The 21,919-nt window shown below is 64.5% G+C and carries 31 protein-coding genes; 9 read left to right on the forward strand and 22 right to left on the reverse strand.

Annotation, left to right across the window (positions count from 1 at the left end; all coding sequences use genetic code 11):
- Window positions 1–8 precede the first annotated feature (8 nt).
- Window positions 9–944: an SDR family oxidoreductase gene (locus BMY84_RS01430; RefSeq protein WP_093079704.1), complete on the forward strand. Its 936-nt coding sequence runs from the start codon at window positions 9–11 to the stop codon at window positions 942–944.
- Between the two features lie 142 nt (window positions 945–1,086).
- Here the strand turns inward: BMY84_RS01430 and rarD are convergent, their stop codons facing one another.
- Window positions 1,087–1,968: an EamA family transporter RarD gene (gene rarD, locus BMY84_RS01435; protein ID WP_093079706.1), complete on the reverse strand. Its 882-nt coding sequence runs from the start codon at window positions 1,966–1,968 to the stop codon at window positions 1,087–1,089.
- 17 nt (window positions 1,969–1,985) lie between these two features.
- Window positions 1,986–2,207 carry a hypothetical protein gene (locus tag BMY84_RS01440; protein WP_093018429.1) on the reverse strand — a complete coding sequence of 74 codons (222 nt, stop codon included), beginning with the start codon at window positions 2,205–2,207 and terminating at the stop codon, window positions 1,986–1,988.
- A 156-nt stretch (window positions 2,208–2,363) separates the two neighbouring features.
- On the opposite strand from BMY84_RS01440, the gene BMY84_RS01445 reads away from it, so the two are divergent.
- Together BMY84_RS01445 and BMY84_RS01450 are read left to right on the forward strand one after the other, a co-directional pair.
- Window positions 2,364–3,107, forward strand: a complete 744-nt coding sequence (locus BMY84_RS01445) for a hypothetical protein (RefSeq protein ID WP_093079709.1) — start codon at window positions 2,364–2,366, stop codon at window positions 3,105–3,107.
- 75 nt (window positions 3,108–3,182) lie between these two features.
- The gene (locus BMY84_RS01450) at window positions 3,183–3,368 is read left to right on the forward strand and encodes a hypothetical protein (protein WP_143074960.1); all 186 of its coding nucleotides are present in this window, start codon (window positions 3,183–3,185) and stop codon (window positions 3,366–3,368) included.
- Window positions 3,369–3,480: 112 nt separating this feature from the next.
- Here BMY84_RS01450 and BMY84_RS01455 read toward each other — a convergent pair whose 3' ends face one another.
- The 8 genes from BMY84_RS01455 to BMY84_RS01490 all read right to left on the reverse strand — a co-directional run bounded on the left by BMY84_RS01455 (window position 3,481) and on the right by BMY84_RS01490 (window position 9,400).
- Window positions 3,481–4,233: a hypothetical protein gene (locus BMY84_RS01455; RefSeq protein ID WP_093081590.1), complete on the reverse strand. Its 753-nt coding sequence runs from the start codon at window positions 4,231–4,233 to the stop codon at window positions 3,481–3,483.
- A 121-nt stretch (window positions 4,234–4,354) separates the two neighbouring features.
- Entirely contained in the window at window positions 4,355–5,050 is a 696-nt protein-coding gene (locus tag BMY84_RS01460; protein WP_093079714.1) for an ATP12 family chaperone protein, read from the reverse strand.
- Complete coding sequence (locus BMY84_RS01465; protein ID WP_093079717.1) at window positions 5,047–5,310, reverse strand: hypothetical protein; 264 nt, start codon at window positions 5,308–5,310, stop codon at window positions 5,047–5,049. Before BMY84_RS01465 ends, BMY84_RS01460 begins: the two co-directional genes overlap by 4 nt.
- Window positions 5,307–5,966: an HAD-IA family hydrolase gene (locus BMY84_RS01470; protein ID WP_093079719.1), complete on the reverse strand. Its 660-nt coding sequence runs from the start codon at window positions 5,964–5,966 to the stop codon at window positions 5,307–5,309. Before BMY84_RS01470 ends, BMY84_RS01465 begins: the two co-directional genes overlap by 4 nt.
- Window positions 5,963–6,607: an FMN-binding negative transcriptional regulator gene (locus BMY84_RS01475; protein ID WP_093079722.1), complete on the reverse strand. Its 645-nt coding sequence runs from the start codon at window positions 6,605–6,607 to the stop codon at window positions 5,963–5,965. The genes BMY84_RS01470 and BMY84_RS01475 overlap by 4 nt, the downstream gene beginning before the upstream one ends.
- Complete coding sequence (locus tag BMY84_RS01480; RefSeq protein ID WP_093079726.1) at window positions 6,604–8,013, reverse strand: RluA family pseudouridine synthase; 1,410 nt, start codon at window positions 8,011–8,013, stop codon at window positions 6,604–6,606. The genes BMY84_RS01475 and BMY84_RS01480 overlap by 4 nt, the downstream gene beginning before the upstream one ends.
- Window positions 8,010–8,396 (reverse strand): fluoride efflux transporter CrcB, encoded by a 387-nt coding sequence (gene crcB, locus BMY84_RS01485; RefSeq protein WP_093079729.1) that lies wholly within the window; start codon window positions 8,394–8,396, stop codon window positions 8,010–8,012. Before crcB ends, BMY84_RS01480 begins: the two co-directional genes overlap by 4 nt.
- A gap of 44 nt (window positions 8,397–8,440) precedes the next feature.
- Window positions 8,441–9,400: a DMT family transporter gene (locus BMY84_RS01490; RefSeq protein ID WP_093079731.1), complete on the reverse strand. Its 960-nt coding sequence runs from the start codon at window positions 9,398–9,400 to the stop codon at window positions 8,441–8,443.
- Between the two features lie 99 nt (window positions 9,401–9,499).
- Here BMY84_RS01490 and BMY84_RS01495 point away from each other — a divergent pair, with 99 nt between their 5' ends.
- Window positions 9,500–9,985, forward strand: a complete 486-nt coding sequence (locus BMY84_RS01495; protein WP_177203861.1) for an Lrp/AsnC family transcriptional regulator — start codon at window positions 9,500–9,502, stop codon at window positions 9,983–9,985.
- Window positions 9,986–10,082: 97 nt separating this feature from the next.
- On the opposite strand, the gene BMY84_RS01500 is transcribed toward BMY84_RS01495, so the two are convergent.
- From BMY84_RS01500 to BMY84_RS01510, 3 genes are read right to left on the reverse strand one after another with little or no spacing between them, the layout of a single operon-like run.
- Window positions 10,083–10,778, reverse strand: a complete 696-nt coding sequence (locus tag BMY84_RS01500) for a murein L,D-transpeptidase catalytic domain family protein (RefSeq protein WP_093079734.1) — start codon at window positions 10,776–10,778, stop codon at window positions 10,083–10,085.
- Window positions 10,779–10,830: 52 nt separating this feature from the next.
- Window positions 10,831–11,142 carry a hypothetical protein gene (locus tag BMY84_RS01505; RefSeq protein ID WP_093079737.1) on the reverse strand — a complete coding sequence of 104 codons (312 nt, stop codon included), beginning with the start codon at window positions 11,140–11,142 and terminating at the stop codon, window positions 10,831–10,833.
- 6 nt (window positions 11,143–11,148) lie between these two features.
- A complete protein-coding gene (locus BMY84_RS01510; RefSeq protein WP_093079741.1) occupies window positions 11,149–12,597 on the reverse strand; it encodes a L,D-transpeptidase family protein in 1,449 nt (482 codons plus the stop codon).
- A gap of 57 nt (window positions 12,598–12,654) precedes the next feature.
- On the opposite strand from BMY84_RS01510, the gene BMY84_RS01515 reads away from it, so the two are divergent.
- Window positions 12,655–13,551 carry a histone deacetylase family protein gene (locus BMY84_RS01515; protein WP_093079744.1) on the forward strand — a complete coding sequence of 299 codons (897 nt, stop codon included), beginning with the start codon at window positions 12,655–12,657 and terminating at the stop codon, window positions 13,549–13,551.
- On the opposite strand, the gene BMY84_RS01520 is transcribed toward BMY84_RS01515, so the two are convergent.
- From BMY84_RS01520 to hisB, 8 genes are all read right to left on the reverse strand, one after another.
- On the reverse strand, window positions 13,548–14,111 hold the full coding sequence (locus tag BMY84_RS01520) for a hypothetical protein (RefSeq protein ID WP_177203862.1): 564 nt from the start codon (window positions 14,109–14,111) through the stop codon (window positions 13,548–13,550). The two genes, BMY84_RS01515 and BMY84_RS01520, sit on opposite strands and share 4 nt — an antisense overlap.
- A gap of 63 nt (window positions 14,112–14,174) precedes the next feature.
- Window positions 14,175–14,495, reverse strand: coding sequence for a phosphoribosyl-ATP diphosphatase (locus tag BMY84_RS01525; RefSeq protein ID WP_093079749.1), 321 nt, complete (start codon window positions 14,493–14,495; stop codon window positions 14,175–14,177).
- Between the two features lie 41 nt (window positions 14,496–14,536).
- On the reverse strand, window positions 14,537–14,812 hold the full coding sequence (locus tag BMY84_RS01530) for a PEP-CTERM sorting domain-containing protein (protein WP_093079751.1): 276 nt from the start codon (window positions 14,810–14,812) through the stop codon (window positions 14,537–14,539).
- A 176-nt stretch (window positions 14,813–14,988) separates the two neighbouring features.
- Window positions 14,989–15,753 carry an imidazole glycerol phosphate synthase subunit HisF gene (hisF, locus tag BMY84_RS01535; protein WP_093079754.1) on the reverse strand — a complete coding sequence of 255 codons (765 nt, stop codon included), beginning with the start codon at window positions 15,751–15,753 and terminating at the stop codon, window positions 14,989–14,991.
- A 128-nt stretch (window positions 15,754–15,881) separates the two neighbouring features.
- Window positions 15,882–16,619, reverse strand: coding sequence for a 1-(5-phosphoribosyl)-5-[(5-phosphoribosylamino)methylideneamino]imidazole-4-carboxamide isomerase (gene hisA / locus BMY84_RS01540; protein ID WP_093079757.1), 738 nt, complete (start codon window positions 16,617–16,619; stop codon window positions 15,882–15,884).
- A gap of 27 nt (window positions 16,620–16,646) precedes the next feature.
- Window positions 16,647–17,261, reverse strand: coding sequence for an imidazole glycerol phosphate synthase subunit HisH (hisH, locus tag BMY84_RS01545; protein ID WP_093079759.1), 615 nt, complete (start codon window positions 17,259–17,261; stop codon window positions 16,647–16,649).
- Window positions 17,258–17,545 carry a YciI family protein gene (locus tag BMY84_RS01550; protein WP_093079762.1) on the reverse strand — a complete coding sequence of 96 codons (288 nt, stop codon included), beginning with the start codon at window positions 17,543–17,545 and terminating at the stop codon, window positions 17,258–17,260. The genes hisH and BMY84_RS01550 overlap by 4 nt, the downstream gene beginning before the upstream one ends.
- 21 nt (window positions 17,546–17,566) lie before the next feature.
- Window positions 17,567–18,154 carry an imidazoleglycerol-phosphate dehydratase HisB gene (gene hisB, locus BMY84_RS01555; RefSeq protein WP_093081592.1) on the reverse strand — a complete coding sequence of 196 codons (588 nt, stop codon included), beginning with the start codon at window positions 18,152–18,154 and terminating at the stop codon, window positions 17,567–17,569.
- 85 nt (window positions 18,155–18,239) lie between these two features.
- Between hisB and BMY84_RS01560 the strand changes: the two genes are divergently transcribed.
- A complete protein-coding gene (locus BMY84_RS01560; RefSeq protein WP_093079764.1) occupies window positions 18,240–18,716 on the forward strand; it encodes an SspB family protein in 477 nt (158 codons plus the stop codon).
- 22 nt (window positions 18,717–18,738) lie between these two features.
- Here the strand turns inward: BMY84_RS01560 and BMY84_RS01565 are convergent, their stop codons facing one another.
- Window positions 18,739–19,101 (reverse strand): hypothetical protein, encoded by a 363-nt coding sequence (locus BMY84_RS01565; RefSeq protein ID WP_093079767.1) that lies wholly within the window; start codon window positions 19,099–19,101, stop codon window positions 18,739–18,741.
- A 138-nt stretch (window positions 19,102–19,239) separates the two neighbouring features.
- Here BMY84_RS01565 and fumC point away from each other — a divergent pair, with 138 nt between their 5' ends.
- From fumC to gmk, 3 genes are all read left to right on the forward strand, one after another.
- The gene (fumC, locus tag BMY84_RS01570; RefSeq protein ID WP_093079769.1) at window positions 19,240–20,625 is read left to right on the forward strand and encodes a class II fumarate hydratase; all 1,386 of its coding nucleotides are present in this window, start codon (window positions 19,240–19,242) and stop codon (window positions 20,623–20,625) included.
- Between the two features lie 48 nt (window positions 20,626–20,673).
- On the forward strand, window positions 20,674–21,036 hold the full coding sequence (locus BMY84_RS01575; RefSeq protein WP_093079772.1) for a hypothetical protein: 363 nt from the start codon (window positions 20,674–20,676) through the stop codon (window positions 21,034–21,036).
- A 205-nt stretch (window positions 21,037–21,241) separates the two neighbouring features.
- Window positions 21,242–21,907 carry a guanylate kinase gene (gene gmk / locus BMY84_RS01580; protein ID WP_093079775.1) on the forward strand — a complete coding sequence of 222 codons (666 nt, stop codon included), beginning with the start codon at window positions 21,242–21,244 and terminating at the stop codon, window positions 21,905–21,907.
- Window positions 21,908–21,919: the final 12 nt, after the last annotated feature.

The following is a 21,919-nucleotide window of genomic DNA, read 5'->3' on the forward strand; positions in this document are numbered from 1 at the left end:
AGGATGGGATGACACAGGTAAAGGCGCCGATGGGCGATGTGCGGGGCAGGACGGCCTTCATCACCGGCGGAGCGAATGGCATAGGCCTTGGCATCGCCCGCGCGCTGGTGCGGGCGGGGGGCAATGTGGTGATCGCCGATATTCGCGAGGAATCCCTGGCGGAAGCGAAGGCCGCTCTTGGCGCCGACGCACAGGTGGAAATAGTGCAACTGGACGTGACCGACCGCGCCGGTTTCGCCCGCGCCGCCGACGCGGCGGAGGCACGCTTCGGCAAGATCCACATGCTGATCGGCAATGCCGGCATCGGCGTGATGGGGCCAGTGCTGGACGCGCGGTTCGATGACTGGGATTGGGGCATGGGCGTCAATCTGGGCGGCGTCATCAACGGCCTCGTCACCATATTGCCGCGCATCAAGGCACATGGGGAAGGAGGGCAGATCGTCACCACATCGTCGCAATCGGCGCTGATCCCGATCAGCTATTCGGCCATCTACACGGCGGCCAAGGCGGCGGTGCTGGGCATTTCCGAAGCGATCCGGGGCGAGCTGGCTGCGGAAAATATCGGCGTCTCCGCCTTCATGCCGGGGCCGGTGCAGAGCAATATCGCCCATAGCGGCGAATTGCGCCCCGCCGAAAATCGCAACGACAGCGGCTATCGCCAGCGCGAGGAGGATCTGGAGAAGCGCCCGATATCGCCTTTATGGATGAGCGCGGATGAAGTGGGCGAACGGGTCTTGGCGGGGATATGCGCCAATGACCTTTATATCCTGACCCACCCCGAATTTGCCGACGGCATGCGCACGCGCTTCGACGCGATATTGGCGTCGATGCCGGACGAAATGGTCAATCAGGACCGGGCGAAGGAAATCAGCTTCCTGCTGGGCAATCCGGTGTTCGACGACCAGCTTGCCCGGCGGCGCACCGGGCAACTCCTGCCATCCTGATGCAAAGGCACCGGTCCCGTTGAAAGCGGGACCAGTATTTTAGAGCATAGCGCCTTTAATCTGAACCGTTCGTCCTGAGTAGCCATTTCGACAAGCTCAATGGCTACTCAGGACGAACGGATGTGGGTAAAGGTGCGATGCTCTAAGCCGTCGCCAGCCGGTTTCGCCGCGCAGTGATAAAACTGTCGCTGGCGAACAGGATCAGGCCCAGCCAGATCAGCCCGAAACTGGCAATCTGCCCGCCGCTCAATGTCTCGCCAAAGATGATGATGCCGCACAGAAATTGCAGCGTCGGCGCCAGATATTGCAGCAGGCCCAGCGTCGCCATCGGCAGTCGCTGCGCCGCCATCGCGAACAGTACCAGCGGCACCGTCGTCACCGCACCCGAAATGATCAGCAGCGCGGTGGTCGGCGCATCCTGCCCGAAGCCGACACTGCCATGGCTCGCTTCCCACAGCAGATAGGCGATGGCCGGCGGGGTGAGCAGCAGCGTTTCCACTCCCAGACCCGTCATTGGGGCTACCGGTGTCAGCTTACGCAACAGGCCATAAAAGGCGAAGCTGAAGGCCAGCGCCAGACTTATCCACAGGGTCGTCAGCGCCGATGCCGCCAGAATAGCGACCCCGATCGCCGCGACGCCAATGGCCAGCATCTGCGACCGGCGCAGCTTTTCCTTCAACACCAGCACGCCCAGCGTGACGACGACCAGCGGGTTGAGGAAATAGCCAAGGCTGGCCGCAACCACGTGCCCGTCATTGACCGCCCAGACATAGGTCAGCCAGTTGATGCCGATCATCAGCGCCGAACCGGCCAGCGGCAGCAGCAAGCGCGGCGTCCGTAACGCCGCCAGAAAGGGCGGCAGGCCGCTCCGCAGGGCCAGCAGCGCCAGAATCAGCAACAGCGACCACAGCACGCGCTGCGTCACGATCTCCACCGGGTCGACATGGTGCAGCAGGCGGAAGAAGAGCGGCAACAGCCCCCACAGCCCATAGGCGCCGGCTGCGGCCAGCAGGCCGCGCCGCATCTCTGCATGGGCGTCGGTCAGAAAATGCCTCCGCCCAGGAACAGGCGCAGCGCGCCGAAGGCCGCGACGATCAGGCAGAAATTGCGCCCGCCATTCCGCGATGAAATCATGCCGATAAACGCCCCGAACAGCGCAAGCGGCACGAACAGCCAGTTGAGCGCGCCCAGCAGCGGTAGCACCGCAGGGATCATCAGGATGAGGGCGACAAGGCCGATGAAGCCGGACAGGATGTTGAGCATCGTCAACACATGGCCTTCAACCTGTCCCAGAGCAAGACATGCCCGTGGCGCCAGTCAGACGAAACTGGCATTTTACAGGAAAATCGGCCAATTCCGTCCAATCCTAATCGAAGATCAACGCTTCCTGTTCATGGCCCGGTGGCGAAGGAGTAGAATATGACGCTTGTCCGGTCCGCCGCTATCTTGTCGCTCGTGCTGGCGCTCGCCGCCTGTGGCAAGGGCGACAAGGATGCGAATCTTGCCGCGCTCGACGCGCAATTGACCAACAATGTCGCCGATCCCGCGCTCAAGGGCGCGCTGGCCGATCCGATCGTGGTCGACCCGCAGCTCGTAGGCCAGTCCAACCGCAACGCCGTGCGGCCGGCCGACAAGCCCGCCAATGGCGCGGTGCCGGTGCTAGCGGGCGATGCCGGAGCGGCGCAGGCGCAGGCGGTGAAGCAGGCCGGCGGCAAGCTGCTGACCGCGCCGACCGCGAGCGAGGGGGAAGCGATGGCCTCCGCCGTCACACTGGGCGCGGTTGCGCGCGAGCAGGCGACCCGGCGCGGCGGCAACGGCAATTGCGCGAAGAAGCTGAACTACGGCATGGAATGGGCGCAGCGCCTGCCCGAACCCTTCGCCCTCTATCCCGGCGCCCAACTGACCGAAGCGGCGGGCACGCAGGTCGATGGCTGCACCCTGCGCGCGGCCAGTTTCGTGACGCCGGTCCCGCGTCAGGGCGTGATGGACTATTATTACACCCTCGCGCGCCGCGCGGGCTATGACGGCGAACATCGCATCCTGGGCGGCGACCATGTACTGGGCGGCACCCGCGGCGCGGACGGCAGCGCCTATTTCATCCTCTTCACCGACGCGCCGGGCGGCAAGACCAGCGTCGACATCATCGCGGATAATGGGCGGTAGAGGTGAAGGCTGGCACCCGTTCGGTTGCGGGCGCACCTTGTTTGCAATTATATCAGGAACCTCAAGGAGGTGACGATGCTCGCGTTGCATAAAGTGGCGAAATATTTGCTGCTGCTTTCTTATGTCGGCCTATTGGCAAGCCTTGGGCTTCAAAGCCTTGATGGCCCGCTTATGGGTAACTGGTCGCTTGTGCTACTGAGCACCTCAGTCTTCAGCCTGGCGTTCATATGTGAAGGTTATGTTGGCCGTCAGAAGAAGTGACGGATCGCTTCTGATTCGTTGAAAGTGTGCAGACATAGTTCCCCCTACCGCTTGCGGGAGGGGGTTAGGGGGTGGGCCTGCGCAACGTTGCAAATGCCCACCCCGCTGCCCCTTACCCCGCCGATCCCGTCAGCGCATCGACCGAAGGGCGGTTGGCCGCATCGATGCTGCCGTCGGCGATCATTTCCTTGCCCAGGTTGATCGCTTCGTCGCGCATCCCTTCCACCATCGATGTCTGGCAGGCGCCGATCAGCACCGCCAGCAACTGGTTGCGCGCCGCCGGATCGCCCGGCTTTTCTTCCACGCCCTGCCGCGCCAGCGGCAGCGCTTCGCTATAATAGGGGTCGGCCCCGGCGACATCGGCATCGGCCAGCTTCTGATTGCCGATCTGGACCAATATGCCGGTCAGGATCGTGCGGGTCGTCGCATCCTCCGGCTTCGCCTCGGCCAGCTTGCGCCAATAGGGCAGCGATTCTTCATGTAGCGGGATCACCTTGTCCATCTGCCCCAGCGCGCCATAGGCGGCCGCATCGGCATAGAGGGCGTTGGCGAGGAAATTGACATTGTCCATCTTCGCCGCATCGGCCTCCACCGCGACACGGATGGCCGGCAGCGCGGCGTCATATTTGGCGACCGCGCCCTGATTGTCGCCCTGCTGCTGGGCTGTCTGGCCTGCGGTGAAGTCGGTCACAGCCTGATTGAAGGCAGCGATTTCGGCGGAGGTCAACTCGCGCGCGACCGGGGCCGCTTCCTCCACCGGTGCGGCTTCCTCTGGCGGCGCCTCGGGCGGGGGCGCTGGCGGAAGCTGCGCCAGAGCCGGGGTCGCAAAAGCGAAAAGGGCGGTCAGCACGGACCTGGTCAGCATCTGCGCCAAGCTCTGGATCTCCTCATGGCGTAAAGTCGGTCGGGGCCTAAGGTCAGTCGGGGTCTAGGGCCCGCATCATCGATCGGCAGAATGACCGAAAGGGCGCGCGGGTTCCAGCCTTTCAGGCGCGGGCCAGCACGCAAAAAGCTGCGGCGGTGGCGAAATCGGCTGTGCGCCGCGCACTGCGGGCGCTGGCTTCGGCATCCTCGCCCCATTGTTCGACCTGCCAGGCCTCGTCAATCTCCGCCGCCTGCCAGATCGCATCACGATCCTGCCCGCCCTCGACCAGCGCCAGACCGCATACCAGCGATCCGCTGAGTGTCACCAAAGTCGACAGGCCCGTCAATATGAAGGGATCGAGCGCGACGACGGCCGCCTCCAGCCGGGCCAGCGTCTCGTCCGGCTGGGGCACGGGGATGATGCCCTGGGTCACGGCGAAGGCAACGTCATAGCGTGCCCGCGCCCAGTCGAGCAGCGGCTCCCACGCCGCCGCCTGCCGCGCGACCAAAGTATCGGGGCCATCGGCACGGTAACAGAGCAGGTCGCTCTGCGCATAGCGTGCCACCCCGGCGGCAAAATCCGCCTTGTTCGCCGCGACATGGTCGATTGCCGCATTGGCCAGCCCGGTCATCGGCATGGAGGCCGGTTCGATCGTCTCGCCCTGCGCCCGCCATTCCTCCGCAACCGCTTGCGCCAGCGCCTGCGTCGGCAGCGCCAGCCGCGCGCGCGCCGGGGTGCGGACCGGGCGGCCATCCAGCTGGATCGCGAAACCGCCCTCGGCCTCGACGATCGTCACATCCGTATAAAAACGCTTCATTGCGGCGGCCTCTGGCGGAACAGCACCAGCAGCAGGCGCGGGACGATGACGAACTGGAACAGGCCGGTGACGACCATGATCGCGCCGAACGCCTTGGCCCGGTTGCCCTGTACCCAGTCGAACCGCTGCATGATGGCAAGAAAGCCGAACATCACGATGAAGGCGCCCGACAGGCGAAAGATGCCGATGGCGAAGTGGCGCTGGCGCGCGATCTTTTCGGGATCGACAGGCGGCGGCGGGGTAGGGGGAAGGTCGGTCATGGCGCGCCGATATGGCCGCGTAGGGCCGCGCTGTCCATCGCTACGGCATGGGCACCGGCCGCGACCAGTTCATCGGGCAGATGATAACCCCAGCCGACCCCGATCGTGCGCGCGCCCGCCGCCAGCCCCATGTCGATGTCGAAACTGGTGTCGCCAATCATCACCGTGGTTTCGGGCGCCGCGCCCGCTTCCGCCATGGCGGTCAGCAGCATGGAGGGATGCGGCTTGGACGGGTGGCGATCGGCGGTCTGGAGCGTCACGAACCGGTCGATGATGCCATGATGGGTCAGGCAGAGGTTGAGGCCACGATCGGACTTGCCGGTCGCCACGCCCAGCAGCCATCCCGCCGCATCCAGTTCCCGCACCAGATCGCCGATGCCGGGATAGAGCGGTTCCGACACGGCATTTTCGCGCCGCAGCGCGTGAAAGGCCTGTTTATAGCGCTCCGTCAGATGATCGTGGAAATCGCTCTCCGCCTCTGGCAACAGTCGCGCCATCGCCGCCGGCAGCGACAGGCCGACCACCGACAGGATCGCCGGGCGCTCCGGCGGGGCCAGTTTTACATCCTCGAACGCGCGGGCCATCGCCGTGCAGATGCTATGCTGGCTGTCGACCAGCGTGCCATCGCAATCGAAGACGACCAGGGGATTGCTCATGCCATGTCCGCCCCGATGTCCACCCCGGGCGCAACCGCATCCGTCATCGTCGCCCGCATCAGCGCCGCCAATTCCCCGTTACCGCCGGCGTCCAGCGCCTCTGCCACGCCCGCGCGCGCAGCTTCCGGCTTGTCCTGTCCCAGCTTGGCGGTGCCGTGCACCGTCTCCACCTGCATGGAAAAGCCGATCAGGCCGCCCAGCAGCCGATCGAAACTACCCGGCGCCATCTTGTCGCGCGTCCACACCGGCTTGGGCGCCAGCCGCGCTTCCTGATCATGGCTCAGCGCGTCGATCTGCGCGACGGTGGCGTCCGCGTCCAGCCGCGCCATCGGCCCGCGCAGTTCGGCGGACAGATAGTTCCAGGTCGGCACCTTGTCGGGCAGGCCATACCAGTCCGGGCTGACATAGCCATGCGGACCGGTGACGACGATCAGCGCGTCCTGCCCCTCCAGATGCCGGACGATCGGATTGGCGCGATGGATATGCACCCCGATCCGCCGGTCATCCAGCCACAGGAGCGGCAGATGCACGACATGCACCTTGTCCGGCCCCGCGACGCAGAGCAGGCCGAAGCCCGCTTGCGCCACGAAGGCCCGGATTGCCGCCTCGTCACGCCAGCGATAGGGCGCGCCCGGCGTCATCCCTTATTCGGGCCGCCCCGTGAGCGACGCTCGCCCTTGCGATCCTTGCGGACCTGCTTGGCATGCTGCCGGGCGAACCGCTTTTCATCCTCGCGGGTCGGCGTGCGGTCGATCTCGTCGTCCAGCGGCATGTCGCCGAGGGAAAGATCGAAGCCCAGTTCTTGCAAGCTGTTGGCGAAATGCGTCGGCAGATCGGCCATCACGTCGACCCGGCCGCCATCAGGATGGTCGACGCGGATGCGCCGGGCGTGCAGGTGCATCTTGCGGCTGATCGTGCCGGACAGGAAGGCGTCCTTGCCGCCATATTTGCCGTCGCCCACGATCGGGAAGCCGATCGCGGCCAGATGCACGCGCAACTGGTGGGTGCGGCCGGTATAGGGTTGCAGTTCCACCCAGGCGGCGCGGTTGCCGGCACGTTCGATCACGCGATAGCGGGTGCGGGCGGGCAGCCCTTCCTCCTGATCGACATGCATCTTCTCGCCGCCGGTGCCCGGCTGCTTGGCGAGCGGCAGTTCGATCATACCGTCGCCGATCGACGGCACGCCGATCACCAGCGCCCAATAGACTTTGCGCGCCGTGCGGCTGGAGAAAGCCTTGGCGAAATGGGCGGCGGAGCGGCTGGAGCGGGCCAGCAGCAGCGCGCCTGACGTATCCTTGTCCAGCCGATGCACCAGCTTGGGGCGCGATTCCGCGTCGAACAGCAGGCCGTCGAGCAGCTTGTCGACATGCTCGTCGGTCTTGGTGCCGCCCTGCGTGGCGAGGCCGGGAGGCTTGTTGATGACGATCGCCTGCTCGTCGCGATGGATCACCATCTCCTGCGCAAAGGCGATCTCGTCGGGGGTCAGGTCGATCACGCGCACGCGCTTGGGCTTTTCCGCCGCTTCGGGCTTCGCTTCGGCGGGGGGCACGCGGATCATCTGGCCTTCGACGATGCGATCGCCCGGCGCCGCGCGCGCGCCATCGACGCGGAGTTGGCCGGTACGCGACCAGCGCGACACCAGATTGAAGCCGACATCGGGCAGATGGCGCTGGAACCAGCGGTCGAGGCGGATGCCGTCATCGTCCGCCTTCACCCGGAACTGCCGCACGTCGAGCGAAACGCCCTTGGCCGGATTGGGCTTTGCGGGGGCCGATGCCGCCTTTGCGGGCGCGGGCTTGGCAGCGGCCGATTTGGCGGCGGCGGGCGCCTTGGGCCGGAAAGCGGGCTTGTCGCCGTCGCTCTTGCGCGGGCTGGATGGCTTGCCGCGACCCAGCGCACCACCTGTTTTGCGATCGGCGGGCTTGCGATCACCCGCCTTGCGATCCGAAGGACGGCCGCCGGACGGCTTGCCGCCACGCGGGCCAGCGCTGCGCGTATCATTGCCGCGCGAACCCGCGCCGCTCTTGCTGGGAGGACGCCCCTTCATGCCACGGCACTCCGCATCAGGTTGAGGCCCAGCGCCAGTGCGCCGACCGCTCCGATCACCGAAGCGACCGCATAGGCCAGCGCCATCGCAATCTGCCCGCGCTCGATCATCAGCATGGTTTCCAGGCTGAAGGCGGAAAAGGTGGTGAAGCCGCCCAATACGCCCACGCCCAGCAGCAGGCGGATCGGTTCGCCAGATGTGGCACTGCCGCGCGCCAGCCATCCGGCGAGCAGGCCCATGGCAAGGCCACCGATCAGATTGGCGGCAAAAGTACCCCAGGGCCAGATGGCACCGGGGGTCATGGGGGCGACGAAGCGGCCCAGTTGATAGCGCAGCGCCGCGCCGATCGCGCCGCCGCCCATCACAAGAAACATGTTGGTCATGAAAATCGCCCTATAGCGATTCTGTCAAAGGGGAAAGGACGCAATCAGGCTGCCATCGTGGCTTCTGCCGCAACCGGCCGCCGATGCGCGGCGATGCAGGTGATGACGCTGCCGATCACCAGCAGGAAGGCGGTGCCCTCCAGCGGTGTCGGAAGCCTGCGTTCCCACAGAAAGCCATAGAGCAGTGCGAAGCCGGTTTCGAACAGGATCATCTGGCCGACCATGGTCAGCGGCAGCAACCGGCTCATGCGGTTCCACAGCATGTTGCCGACGATCGACGCGAGCAGCGCGACAGCGAAGGAGACAGAAGCGAACTTCGTCCAGGCGGCTGCATCATGATCGCCCAGGCCAAACAGGAACACGACCGGCAGGAACAGCAGGGCCTGCGCCCCGGTGGCCAGACCGATCAGCAGGTTCCAGTCCTGCGCCGGCATATCCGGCTGACGCCGCAGCCAATGATTATTACCGATGGCGAAGGTGGTCCAGGAGGCAAGCGCCCCCACCGCGCAGAGAAAGCCCGTCAGGCGCGTGGCGACCGGCCCGGTCCCCGGCATCACCACCGCCTGCCAGCCGATGCAGAGTGCGCCAGCGATGCACAGCAGCAGCGAGGGCGCCAGTTGCCGCAGCGACAGCGCTCCAGCTTCCCGGCTGCCGATGATCGTCACCGCCACCGGCAGGAAGCCGACGACGAGCGATGTCATGGCGATGCCGCCCATCTGCACCGCGCTCGCCAGCAGCACATAATAAAAGAGATTGCCCGCCAGCGCGAGCCAGGCCAGCGCCCAGAGCAGGCGCGGCGTCAGACGCGCGGCAAGGCTGCGCCAGCGCGGCGCGATCAGGATCAGTGACAGCGCACCATAGGCCAGATAGCGGCCGACCGCCTGCTGCAACGGGCTGAATCCGCTGATCACCTCAGGTGCCAGAAACACCAGGCCCCACAATGCGCCGGCGCCCATGCCGCAGGCGAGGCCCGCATAGATATTGCTATTGGCTGTCCTGTTCATGCCGCGCCTGTCCTGCCCATCGTGCAGAGCGGGTTTTATCATCATTGCAGCGGGAAAAATGCTCTTGATCGGGCAGTCAAATGCAACAATTACGCATATATGCCTGCTATCCGCCCTTCCTATCGCCCGCTGGACGCCTTCGACCGGGCGATCCTGCGACTCGTCCAGCGCGACAATCGCATGCCGCAACGTGCCATTGCCGAAGCGGTGAATCTGTCCACCGCCGCCGTGCAGCGCCGCATCGCTGCGATGGAAAAGCATGGCGTGATTGCCGCCAATGCCGCGATCGTCGATCCGGACGCGGTGGGGCTTGGCGTCACATCGATCGTGGAGGTCAATCTGGTCGATGAGAAGGCGGCACGGGTCGATCAGGCGAAGGCATTATTTCGCGCCGATCCGGACGTGCAGCAATGCTATTATGTCACCGGCGGCCGCAGCTTCATCATGCTGATCGTCGCGCCGGACATGCGCAGTTATGAAGCGACCACCCGCCGCCTCTTCGCCGAGAATGACTCAGTCGCCAGCTATCACAGCTATGTCGCGCTTGACCGGGTGAAGGCCGGGATGGAACTGGTCATACCCTAAAGGTTCGGCAACCCAATGAGGCTAAAGGCTGTTTGAAAAATGCGCGAAAGAGCGCATTTTTGTTGCCGCGCCAGCGGCGCATTTTCCAAACAAATGCTCAGGCCGTGCCCAGCCTGTCCGCATAGAGCATCCGCCCCGGCCCCAGCAGCGCCAGCACCTGTGGCACCAGATGCGGCGCCACCGCGAAACAGCCTTCGCTGCGGCCGCATTTGCCCCAGGCCGCGACATGGTCCTCGCTCACATAATCGGCGCCATGGACGACGATCGCGCGCGATTCGGCATTGTTGTTCTGTGCGTCCAGGCCGATCAGTCGCATCGACCGGCCATGCTGGCCGACATAGATATCGCCGGTCTTGAACGCGCCCTGGCTGCTGGCCAGCGAATTGGGTTCGTTGGAAAAGCTGTGCAGCCAGCCTGAATGGGCCGGATCGGACCCGCGCCCGTGCGACACCAGATAGCTGCTGGTCTGCCCGCCGATCAGGTCGACGATATGCATCCGCATATCCTTTGACGGGGCGTCGAAATCGACGATCGCCACCCGATCGCGCAATTCGAAATGATGGGCATGATTGTCGAGCGCCGCCTTGGCCCGCTCCAGCAGCGGGGCATAAGGTTTTTCTGCGACGGCGCGCGGCGTCGCCGGAACCGGAGCGAGACTCGTGGGTTCAGGCGCCAGAGCTTTCGATCCAAGCGTTTCAGATGCTGTCGGCAGAGCGGCGCGACCCATGCTGTCCGACAGAAACGAAAAGGCGAGTCCGCTTAAAGCGAACTTCGTAAAATTGCGGCGATCCATGGCCGCAATATAGCAAAGCCGTCGCCCCGGTTGAAGACCGGGGCGGGCGGTTTCAGTTGCCTGTCGTGCTCGATCTGTCCGCTGGCTGGCTCTGTTCGCCGCCTTCTGGCAGGCGTGACGTCATGCCGGTGGCTTCGGCATCATCCTGAATCTGTTGCTGTTCCGATACGGAGGGCGGCGGCGCGACCGGAGTCGCGACGGCATTATTCTGCACTTCGGGCAGCGGCGCTTCGGGTTCGTCGACGATCACATTTTCGACCGGCGGCTCGACCAGATTGTTGGTCACAGGGGCTTCTTCTTCCTTCTTGCCGCAGGCGGCAAGGGCCAGAGCACCGGCGAGGGCGATAAGGGCAATTTTGCGCATGGGGTGTCAGTCCTTCGATGCGATAGCAGGGGATGGGGCGGCAGTGGGATCGACCCGGCGGCTCGATGCCTCGATCTTCTGGGCCAGCAGCTTGTCCCAGCCATAAGGGTCGGCGCGGAAGCTGACCGTGCCATTATTGCCGGCAAAGGCAGTCCAGTAGAGCAGATAGACCGCGACCTGGCTGGGCAGCGACACGCGCTGCGTCTTGCCCTCGTCGATCAGCGTCTGGATCTGGCCATTCAGATTGGGGTCGGCGGCGACCATCCGTTCGGCCAGCGCCACCGGCTTTTCCAGACGGATGCAACCATGGCTGGCCAGACGGTCATAGCTGGAAAATTTCCCGCGCGACGGCGTGTCGTGCAGATAGACGGCGAAGGGATTGTTGAAATCGAACTTCAACCGGCCCAGCGCGCTGCCGGGACCGGCCGGCTGGACGATGCGTTCGCCGCCTTCGGGCGTCTTGATGATCTTGTAACCCTGCTTGATCAGCGTCGCGCGTCCCTTGGGGAACAATTCGCGCTTGGCGATCGACATCGGCACGTTCCAGGGCGGATTGACCACGATCGAATGGATGCTGGACGACAGCATCGGCGTCTGGTTGGTCGGGCTGCCGGTGACGGCGCGCATCGACGTGACCGGCTGGTCGCCTTCGAACACGGTCAGCACGGCAGCGGCGATATTCACCTGCACACGGTTGACCGGCAGGCTGCGCGGCATCCAGCGCCACCGTTCCATATTCGCCATGATCGCGGCGATCCGGTCGTCCACGCTGACATTGAGCGCTTCGAGCGTGCGGGCGCCCAGCGCGCCGGTCGGCTCCAGCCCATAGCGGCGCTGGGCGCGCTGGATCACATCGACCAGATTTTCATTCTGCGTGACGGCGGGGTCTTCCAGCGCGATGCGGGCGCGCACCACGTCGGGCGAGGTGCCGGCGGTCAGGGTCGGCCAGCCGCCCTTGTCGCGGATCGCCTCATATTTGATAAGGCCCTTGCGCAGCGTGTCATAGCCCGACCAGGGCGGCGTCAGGCCATTGGCCCATTGTTGCAGCCGATCTTCGCTGACCGCCTTGGCCAGCGCAGGGCGCGGATCGATGGTGGCGGGGCGCAGCGCCCAGACTTCCAGAAAATCGGCGCTGTCGACGCGGCCGGTGCCCAGTGCCTTCGCGCGATCGAGCAGGGCGCTCACCAGCGCCTCGCCCTTCAGCGGGCCGCTCGCCTTCTGCCGCGCCATCAAACCCTGCGCCGCGCCGGTCTGCAACCAGCCATTGGCCCAGTCTTCCTGCGCCGGCGACAGGGCCGGAATCGGGATCGGAGGCGGTGGCACGGGCAGCGGCTGCACGGTCTGCGGGGTCAGCGTCGGCGCGACCACAGGGGGCTGGGTTTGCGCTGCAAGCGGAGATGTGCCGATGCCAAGCAGCGCCAGCAGCGAAAAACGGATCAAATCGGGACGGTTCATGCTGGACCAGATAGCGCAAAGCCGCCACGGTTCAAATCGCGATAGCGGGAAAAGATCATGCTGCACGTTATTCACCATCCCGCCTATGTCTCCCCTGCAACGGATGGGAACGTATTTCGTTTCGACAAATATGGTCTGGTGATGGATGCGCTGGCGGAAAGCGGCGTGGCTTTTCAGTGCCATACCCCACAGCCCATGCCCCGCATATGGATAGAGGTGGTGCATGATCCCGCCTATGTAGACCAGGTGCTGACTCTGTCGGTGCCGCCGGAAAAGGAACGGCGGATCGGCTTTCCCGTGACCGATCGGGTGATGCGCCGTTCGCTGCTGTCGCCCGGCGGCACCTGGCTGGCGGCGAAACTGGCGCTGACCCATGGCTATGCCGCCAATGCGGCAGGCGGCAGCCACCATGCGCTGGCCGATACGGGCGCGGGCTATTGCGTGTTCAACGACCTTGCCATCGCCGCCAACCGGCTGATTGCGGAGGGGGATGCGGCGCGCATCCTGATCCTCGACCTCGACGTGCATCAGGGCGACGGCACCGCATCGCTGCTGGCGGGGCGCGGCGACATCTTCACTTTGTCGATCCACGCGGAAAAGAATTTCCCGGTGCGAAAGGCGCGCTCGACGCTCGACATCGGGCTGGAAGACGGGACCGGAGACGACGCCTATCTGGCAGTGCTGACGGACATATTGCCGCGCGTGCTGGACGATTTCCGCCCCGACCTCATCCTCTATCAGGCCGGGATCGATCCGCATGCTGACGATCGGCTGGGGCGACTGGCGCTGAGCGATGTCGGTCTGGACGCCCGCGATCGCTTCGTCATGCGACAGGCGCGGGCGCGCAGTCTGCCCGTCGCCAGCACCATGGGCGGCGGCTATGGCGCGGACCGCATGGCCATTGCCCGCCGCCACGCCGCCTGCATGATCCGCATGGCGCAGGAAATGGCTTAGTGAACGGTGCCGACTGATGCGACTTTCGTCTCCATCAGCTTCGCGGCGATCAGGCCGGCCAGCGCCAGCGCCACGAAATCGCTGAAGGCGAGGTAGAGGATATAGCCCCAGGGCGCATGGTTGAACACGGCCTGCCCGATATGCAGCCACAGCACCGCCGCCAGCGCGAACAGGATGCTGACCCGCACCCGGCTGGCGAAATCGCTGAGCGCAAAGCGCAGCGCCAGCGCAATCAGCACGCCAACGATCAGCGACAGGATCAGTCCGCCGATCAGCGCGCTGCCATCCATCACCGGAAAACCGCTGCTATTGTAGAAGACCTGCGCCACCGGGCCACGGCCATAGAGGATCGTGCCCTGCGCCGTCGCCGGATCGGGAATGATATAGACGCCGGTGCCGGTCTGGGTGAGCGCCTGTGCCATGGCGGCTTGCAGATTGGCGCTGGCCTCATCGCCCGCCCGGCTGAACGCCAGCGCGGACAGCGGCGTCCCCCAGAAAATAAATCCGGTGATGAACATGGCGATCCCGCCAAGCAATCCGCCGATGACTGTCCGGACCATGATGTCTTCCCCCTGCGTCTGATGCCAAACTGCATCAACGCAAAGCGGGCCACATCTTTCCGTTCAATCCTTCGGGCGCGCGGCTTTCTCCGCGATGCCCGACATGCCCTCGCGCCGGTCCAGTTCGTCCAGCACCGCGTCGAACGGCACGTCCAGATCGGCCAGCAACATCATCAGGTGAAAAATCAGGTCTGCGCTCTCGCCGATCAGTTCCTGTCGATCGTCCGCCATGGCGGCGATGACGGCTTCCACCGCTTCCTCGCCGACCTTCTGCGCAATCTTGGCGCGGCCCCTGGCGGCGAGCTTGGCGACATAGGAGGCTGACGGGTCGGCCTTCCGTCGCTGGAGGATGGTCTGTTCCAGGGTTTGAAGGGTCGCGCGCATGGGCCTGCATCAAGCGCCGCGCGCGCGACCCGTCAACTATATTATTTGCGCTTGCGGTTCGCGATGAACAGGCGGCCGACCAGTACGGCCGCCCCCATGCCGAACAGCGCCATCTGTTCCGGTTCGGGCACCGGGGTCGGCGTGCCGCCCGAAGAGCCACCCGAGCTAGTCGTGCCACCGGAACTGGTCGTACCGCCCGACGAAGAGCCGCCGCACTTGCCGAACCAGCACCACCAGGTGGCCTGCGCCGGTGCGGGCACAGCGGTGCCCATCAGTCCTGCGGCCCCGACCGCGAGGAGAGTTTTGCTGATTTTCATACTATTCACCCCTGTCTCAAGAAGAAATAATCGCTTCGAAACGACCCTGATCTTCCCTTCGCAGGTTGCGTGCCAATTTTGTGAGATGACGCTTTTCCGGGGCCGGCCGGCTGGCTCGGGACTCCGGAAATATGGTTACTGTAAATTAACCCGACATAAGCCGGCTTTTCCGGGGCTTAGTGGTGGCGGACCGGAATGCCTGCCGCTGCCAGAGCCTGATGCGCTTCGGCAATAGTGTGTTGACCGAAATGAAATATGGAGGCGGCCAGCACCGCGCTGGCATGGCCTTCGACCACGCCTTCGACCAGATGGTCGAGCGTGCCGACGCCGCCGCTGGCGATCACCGGCACCGATACCGCGTCGGCAATGGCGCGGGTCAGGGCCAGGTCATAGCCCTGCTTCGTGCCGTCCCCGTCCATCGACGTGACGAGCAGTTCGCCCGCGCCCAGTTCGGCCAGCTTCAGCGCATGCTCCAGCGCATCGATGCCGGTCGGTTTGCGACCGCCATGGGTGAAGATTTCCCACTTGTTGTCGCCCACCCGCCGGGCGTCGACCGATCCGACGATGCACTGGCTGCCGAAACGGTCGGCAATGTCGGCGACCAGTTCGGGCCGCACGACCGCCGCGCTGTTGACCGCCACCTTGTCCGCGCCGGCCAGTAGCAACGCGCGCGCATCCTCGGCGCTGCGCACGCCGCCGCCCACGGTCACGGGCATGAAGCAGACTTCGGCGGTGCGGCGCACCACGTCCAATATGGTCCCGCGCGCCTCATGCGTGGCGGTGATGTCGAGGAAACAGAGTTCATCCGCCCCCGCCGCGTCATAGAGCTTGGCCTGTTCCACCGGATCGCCGGCGTCCTTCAGGTCGACGAAATTGACGCCCTTCACCACGCGCCCATTGGCAACGTCGAGACAGGGAATGACACGGGTGCGGACGGTCAATTTTCTACTCCATTATCACCGTTCGTGCTGAGTAGGGGCTGAGCCTGTCGAAGCCCCGTATCGAAGCATCCTTTGATACGCCATTTCGACTTCGCTCAATGGCTACTCAGGACGAGCGGAAACTTGCTTCACGCCGCCGCCTGCGCAACCGCCAGCGCGGCCTTGAGGTCGAGGCGCCCGTCATACAGCGCGCGGCCGGTTATGACCCCTTCGATCCCGTCATCGGCATGCAGGCTAAGGATGCGGATATCCGCGATCCCCGCCACGCCGCCGCTGGCGATCACCGGCATGTCGGTGGCACGGGCGAGGTCGACGGTCGCGTCGATATTCACGCCCTTCAGCAACCCGTCGCGGCCGACATCGGTGAAGAGCAGGCTGGCAACGCCTGCATCCTCGAACCGGCGGGCCAGGTCGATGACCGGCATGTCGCTCTTTTCCGCCCAGCCGTCGGTCGCGACGAAGCCGTCGCGCGCATCGACCGCCACGACGATCCCGCCGGGGAAGTCGCGTGCCGCTGCCTTGACGAAGGCCGGGTCTTTCAGCGCCGCCGTGCCGATCACGATGCGCGATACGCCCAGGTCGAACCAGCGCTCCACCGCTTCCCGATTGCGGATGCCGCCACCCAGTTGCACATGGCCGGGAAAGGCTTCCACGATCGCCTCGACCGCTGCGGCATTGACCGCATGGCCCGCAAAGCTGCCGTCCAGATCGACCACATGCAGATGCTGCGCGCCGCTTTCCGCGAACAGCAGGGCCTGCGCGGCTGGATTGTCACCATAGACGGTGGCGCGATCCATATCGCCCTCGGCCAGGCGGACGACCTGGCCGCCTTTAAGGTCGATGGCGGGAAAGACGATCAGGGACATGGGATCAACCTTTGCGCGAACGGAGGCTCAGGGCCGCCAGTCGAGAAAACGGGACAGGAAAGACAGGCCGTAGCGCTGGCTCTTTTCCGGGTGGAACTGGCAGCCGATGATGGTGTCGCGCGCCACGGCGGCGACCAGCGGTCCGCCATGGTTGGTCACGGCGGCGACATGCGCCGGATCGGCGGCTTCATAATGATAGCTGTGCAGGAAATAGGCCTCGCCCGCCTCGATCAGCGGGGGCTGTCCATTCAGCACCACATCGTTCCAGCCCATATGCGGCACTTTCACGGCTGCGTCAGTCGGCTCGATCAGCCGCACCGTGCCGGGAATCCAGCCCAGGCCTTCATGCCGGCCGAATTCTTCGCCCGCATCGGCTAGCAACTGCATCCCCACGCACACGCCAAGGAACGGAATGCCGCGTGCGTTCACGGCCTCGTTCATCGCGTCCACCATGCCGGGGATCGCGACCAGTGCATCGCGGCATGCGCGAAAGGCGCCCACGCCGGGCAGCACGATACGATCCGCCTTAGCCACCACATCGGCATCGGCGGTGATGATCACATCGGTCGCGCCCGCTTTGCGCAGGGCATTATGCACCGAATGGAGATTGCCCGCGCCATAATCGATCAGGGCGATGGTCATGGCAGCAGCGTCTCCAGATTGACGCTGGCGGCCCGCGCCGGCAGGAATTCGATCAGTTCGAACGATGCCGCGCCGTTCACCACGAAGGGATCGGTCGCCGCCTTCTCCTGAATATCCGCTTTTGTACCCCGCGCCAGCAAGATGCCGCCAGTGCGCGGTTCGCGCCGCCCGGCCAGCAACAGCCAGCCATCGGCAATCCCCTGATCCAGCCATGCCCGATGATCCGCCAGATGCCCGTCCAGCACTTCGATCGAAGCGGTATAGGTGAGCGCAATGACGAACATGGAATGACCCTTCGGTAAGATTTACAGGATGCCCTTGGTCGACGGGATCGCATCCGCCTTGCGCGGGTCGATTTCCACCGCCTGCCGCAGCGCGCGGGCCAGGCCCTTGAACGCGCTTTCGACGATATGGTGATTGTTGCTGCCATAGAGCAGCTCGATATGCAGCGTGATGCCGGCCGCCTGCGCGAAGCTGTGGAAGAAATGCTCCACCATCTCCGTATCCCATTCGCCGATCTTGGTGACGGTGAAGGGCAGTTTGCACACCAGCCAGGGGCGGCCCGAAATATCGAGCGCCACGCGGCTCAGCGTCTCGTCCATCGGCGAATAGACGCTGCCATAGCGGCTGATGCCGCGCTTGTCGGCCAGCGCCTTGGCCACCGCTTCGCCGATGGCGATCGCGGTATCCTCGGTCGTGTGATGCTGGTCGACATGCAGGTCGCCGACCGTCTTGACGTTCATGTCGATCAGCGAATGGCGCGACAGCTGTTCGATCATATGATCGAAAAAGCCGATGCCCGTCGACACCGTATAGAGGCCAGTCCCGTCGAGGTTGACGGTGACGTCGATCTGGGTTTCCGCCGTGTTGCGGTGAATCTCGGCCGTGCGCATGGCCGCCCTATAGCGCGTGTCGCCATTCATGCAATCTGTCAGGACGGGGTTGACCGTCGGTTTCGTGCCGTTAGGACATTGCGCCATGAGTGAAGACCTGCCCGACAGCCTGATTCCCTATGACGAAATCGTGCAGGAGGCCCTGCGCGCAGTCGTCGGCCGCGTGCTGGGCGAAGTGCAGCAGTCGGGCGGCCTGCCCGGCGCGCATCATTTCTACATCACGTTCAAGACGCAGGCGCCCGGTGTCGACATCCCCAAGCATTTGATCGAGCGCTTCCCGGACGAAATGACCATCGTCCTCCAGAATAAATATTGGGATTTGAAGGTCAGCGATCGCCATTTCGAGGTCAGCCTGACCTTCAATCAGGTCGCGGCCCACCTCTATATCCCCTTCAGCGCGATCACCGCCTTCGTCGATCCGGCAGTCAATTTCGCCCTCCAGTTCCAGGTCGCGGCAGACGAACTGCCCGAACCCCATGACGCCGCCGAAAATGACGCGCCGGCGGTAACGAGCGAGGACGGCTCCAACGTCGTGACGGTGGACTTCGGGAAGAAGAAGTAGGGGGCTTTCGCTTCTCTTCGCTCTAATTCGACCTGCGCCAAACCGGGAAGATCGCATTCCCGGTCGATCCCATCGCGGCAGTCATTTGCGCATGGTCGAAGCCTTCCAGCGCCATCAGTGCCTTCAGCACAGCGGCCTCTCCTGTAGCGCCTTGGGGATAGGCGCAGGCGATATGATCGTCCGCGCCAAAGAACAGCCACCAGACATCGGCACCCCACGGACCGCTATCGTTGGTTTCTATCAGGATGCCGGACAATTCGGCCCTGTTGACCATTTTGACCTCACCGGACGCATCCCGCACTATGATGCATGTCGCGTCGATGCTGACTTCCCAGCGCGCTTCCGGCTCCAGTCGCTGCGATCGCTTTTTGAACCATCCGAACATGTCAGCTTGCCTCCCGATTCCTGATGCCGCTCGTCTGGACTATTCTACGCTTTTCCGAGGCAATTAACGCTTGGATTTTCCGCGTCTCTCCCTACATCGAACCCAGTTTTGCGACTGATTCTTAACTGGGAGTAATGCATGTCCGCTACCCGCACCGAAACCGACAGCATTGGCGCGATCGAAGTTCCTGCCGACGCCTATTGGGGCGCGCAGACGCAGCGCAGTATCGAAAATTTCCCCTTTGGCCTTACCGAACGCATGCCGATCGGCATCGTCCATGCGCAGGCGATCGTGAAGCAGGCGGCGGCGCGGGTGAATGCCAAACATGGCCTGGACGCCGGGATCGTCGCGGGGATCGAGAATGCCGCGCAGCAGATCGTCTCCGGCGCGCTGGACGACCAGTTCCCGCTCGTCATCTGGCAGACGGGTAGCGGCACCCAGACCAATATGAACGTCAATGAAGTGATTGCCGGCTATGCCAATGAGCAACTGGCCGGCACGCGCGGTGGCAAGAGCCCGGTCCATCCCAACGACCATGTGAATATGAGCCAGTCGTCCAACGACAGCTTTCCGACCGCGCTGCACGTCGCGACGGTGATCGCCACGCGCGACCTGCTGATCCCGGCGCTGGAAAAGCTGACCGCTTCGCTCACGGAGAAGGCGCAGGGTTGGGGCCATATCGTCAAGATCGGCCGCACCCACACGCAGGATGCCACGCCGCTGACGCTGGGGCAGGAATTTTCCGGCTATGCCGCCCAGCTTGTCAGCGCGAAGGCGCGGGTCGAGGGGGCGCTCAACGGCAATATCCGCAAGCTGGCGATCGGCGGCACCGCGGTCGGCACCGGCCTCAACGCGCCCGAAGGCTGGGCGGAGGATATGACGGCGGCGATCAGCGACATTGCCGGGACCGCCTTCGAAAGCGCGCCCAACAAGTTCGAACAGCTCGCCGCCAAGGATGGCCTCGTCTTCTTCTCCGGCGCATTGAGCACGCTGGCGGTGGCCCTGACCAAGATCGCCAACGACATCCGCTTCCTAGGCTCCGGCCCCCGCTCTGGTCTGGGCGAGTTGGACCTGCCCGCCAATGAACCGGGCAGTTCGATCATGCCGGGCAAGGTCAACCCGACCCAGTGCGAATCGCTGACCATGGTGGCCGCGCAGGTGATTGGCAATCATCAGGCCGTCACCGTCGGCGGCATGCAGGGGCATTTCGAACTCAATGTCTTCATGCCGCTGATCGGCGCCAATGTGCTGCGCTCCATCCATCTGCTCAGCGTCGGCATGGAAAGTTTCGCCGAACGCTGCGTCGACGGCTTGCAGGCCAATGAAGCGCGGATCGCCGATCTGGTGAACCGGTCGCTGATGCTGGTGACGGCGCTGGCGCCCGAAATCGGCTATGACAATGCCGCCACCATCGCCAAGCATGCGCACAAGAAGGGGCTGACGCTCAAGGAAGCCGGGCTGGAACTGGGTCTTGTCGATGAAGCGACGTTCGATCGCCTTGTGCGGCCCGAAAATATGGTCTGATCCAGATCAACTGGCGGAACCGGCGGGGCTGCGGTACATTAACCCTCTATGAAGAGGAAGACGCCCAACCCCGTCCTTGGCCCAGCCGCACCGCTGGTGACGATCCGCCCGCCGAAAAAGGCCGGGCTGCTGCGAAAGGCGGCCCGTGTCGGCGCAACGATCGTCGCGGCCCGGGTCGCGGCGGCGACGGGCAAGAAGGGCGTGGTCGGTCTGCTCGCCGGGGCCGGGGCCAAGCGGCTCATCATGCGCTATCCCGCCGGCGCGCTGTTCGTGACCGGCGCCTATATGGCGGGCCGGGTATATGAGGCGAATCGGGAGTTGAAGCGCAAGAAGGCGCAAAAGCTGCTGCCCGATCAGAGCGGCGGCGCCATCCCGATCGAAAGCGCGCGCAAGGCGCTCAAGGGGCAGTAAGAGTCTGTTTGGAAATGCGCCTCTGGCGCATCCGCACCAGCCCTCACCCCCACCCGACCGCCCAAATATGGTATCCTGATGGGCGGCCGGGTGGGGGTGAGGGCTGGTGCGGTTCTCGAAATGCGCTTTTTTGCGCATTTCCAAACAGCCTCTAAGCCCGCACGCCGCCTCTTGCAAAAAAGGCGCTCTGGCGTCACTAGCGGCCATGGCCGACACGAACCCTTCCGAGACTCCCGATTTCAAGCGCCGCGGCGTGCTGTTCGTCCTGTCCTCGCCCTCGGGCGCGGGCAAATCGACGATTGCGCGCAAATTGCTGGCGGCCGAGCCGGATTTGTCCATGTCCATTTCCGCCACCACCCGGTCGATCCGGCCGGGCGAAGTCGACGGCAAGGACTATCATTTCGTCGATCTGGAAGAATTTCGCCGGATGACGGGCGAGCAGGAATTTCTGGAATGGGCGCATGTTTTCGGCCAGCGCTACGGCACGCCGCGCGCGCCGGTCGAGGAAATGCTCAAGTCCGGCAAGGACGTGCTGTTCGATATCGACTGGCAGGGCGCGCAGCAGCTGCACCAGATTGCCGGTGGCGATGTTGTCCGCATCTTCATCCTGCCGCCCTCGATGGAGGAGCTGGAACGCCGCCTGCGCGGCCGCGCGACCGACAGCAATGAAGTGATCGAAGGCCGCATGGCCCGCGCCGCGAACGAAATCGCGCACTGGGACGGCTATGATTATGTCCTGTGCAACGTCGATGCGGAAGATTGCTTCCAGCGAGTGCAAACCATCCTGCACGCCGAACGCATGAAGCGCAGCCGCCAGACCGGCCTCATCGGCTTCATCCGCCGCCTCAGCCGCTATTATCAGGAAGACTAAGTCTTTCTCCAA

It is taken from the genome of Sphingobium sp. AP50, assembly GCF_900109095.1.
In the GTDB taxonomy this organism is placed as follows: domain Bacteria; phylum Pseudomonadota; class Alphaproteobacteria; order Sphingomonadales; family Sphingomonadaceae; genus Sphingobium.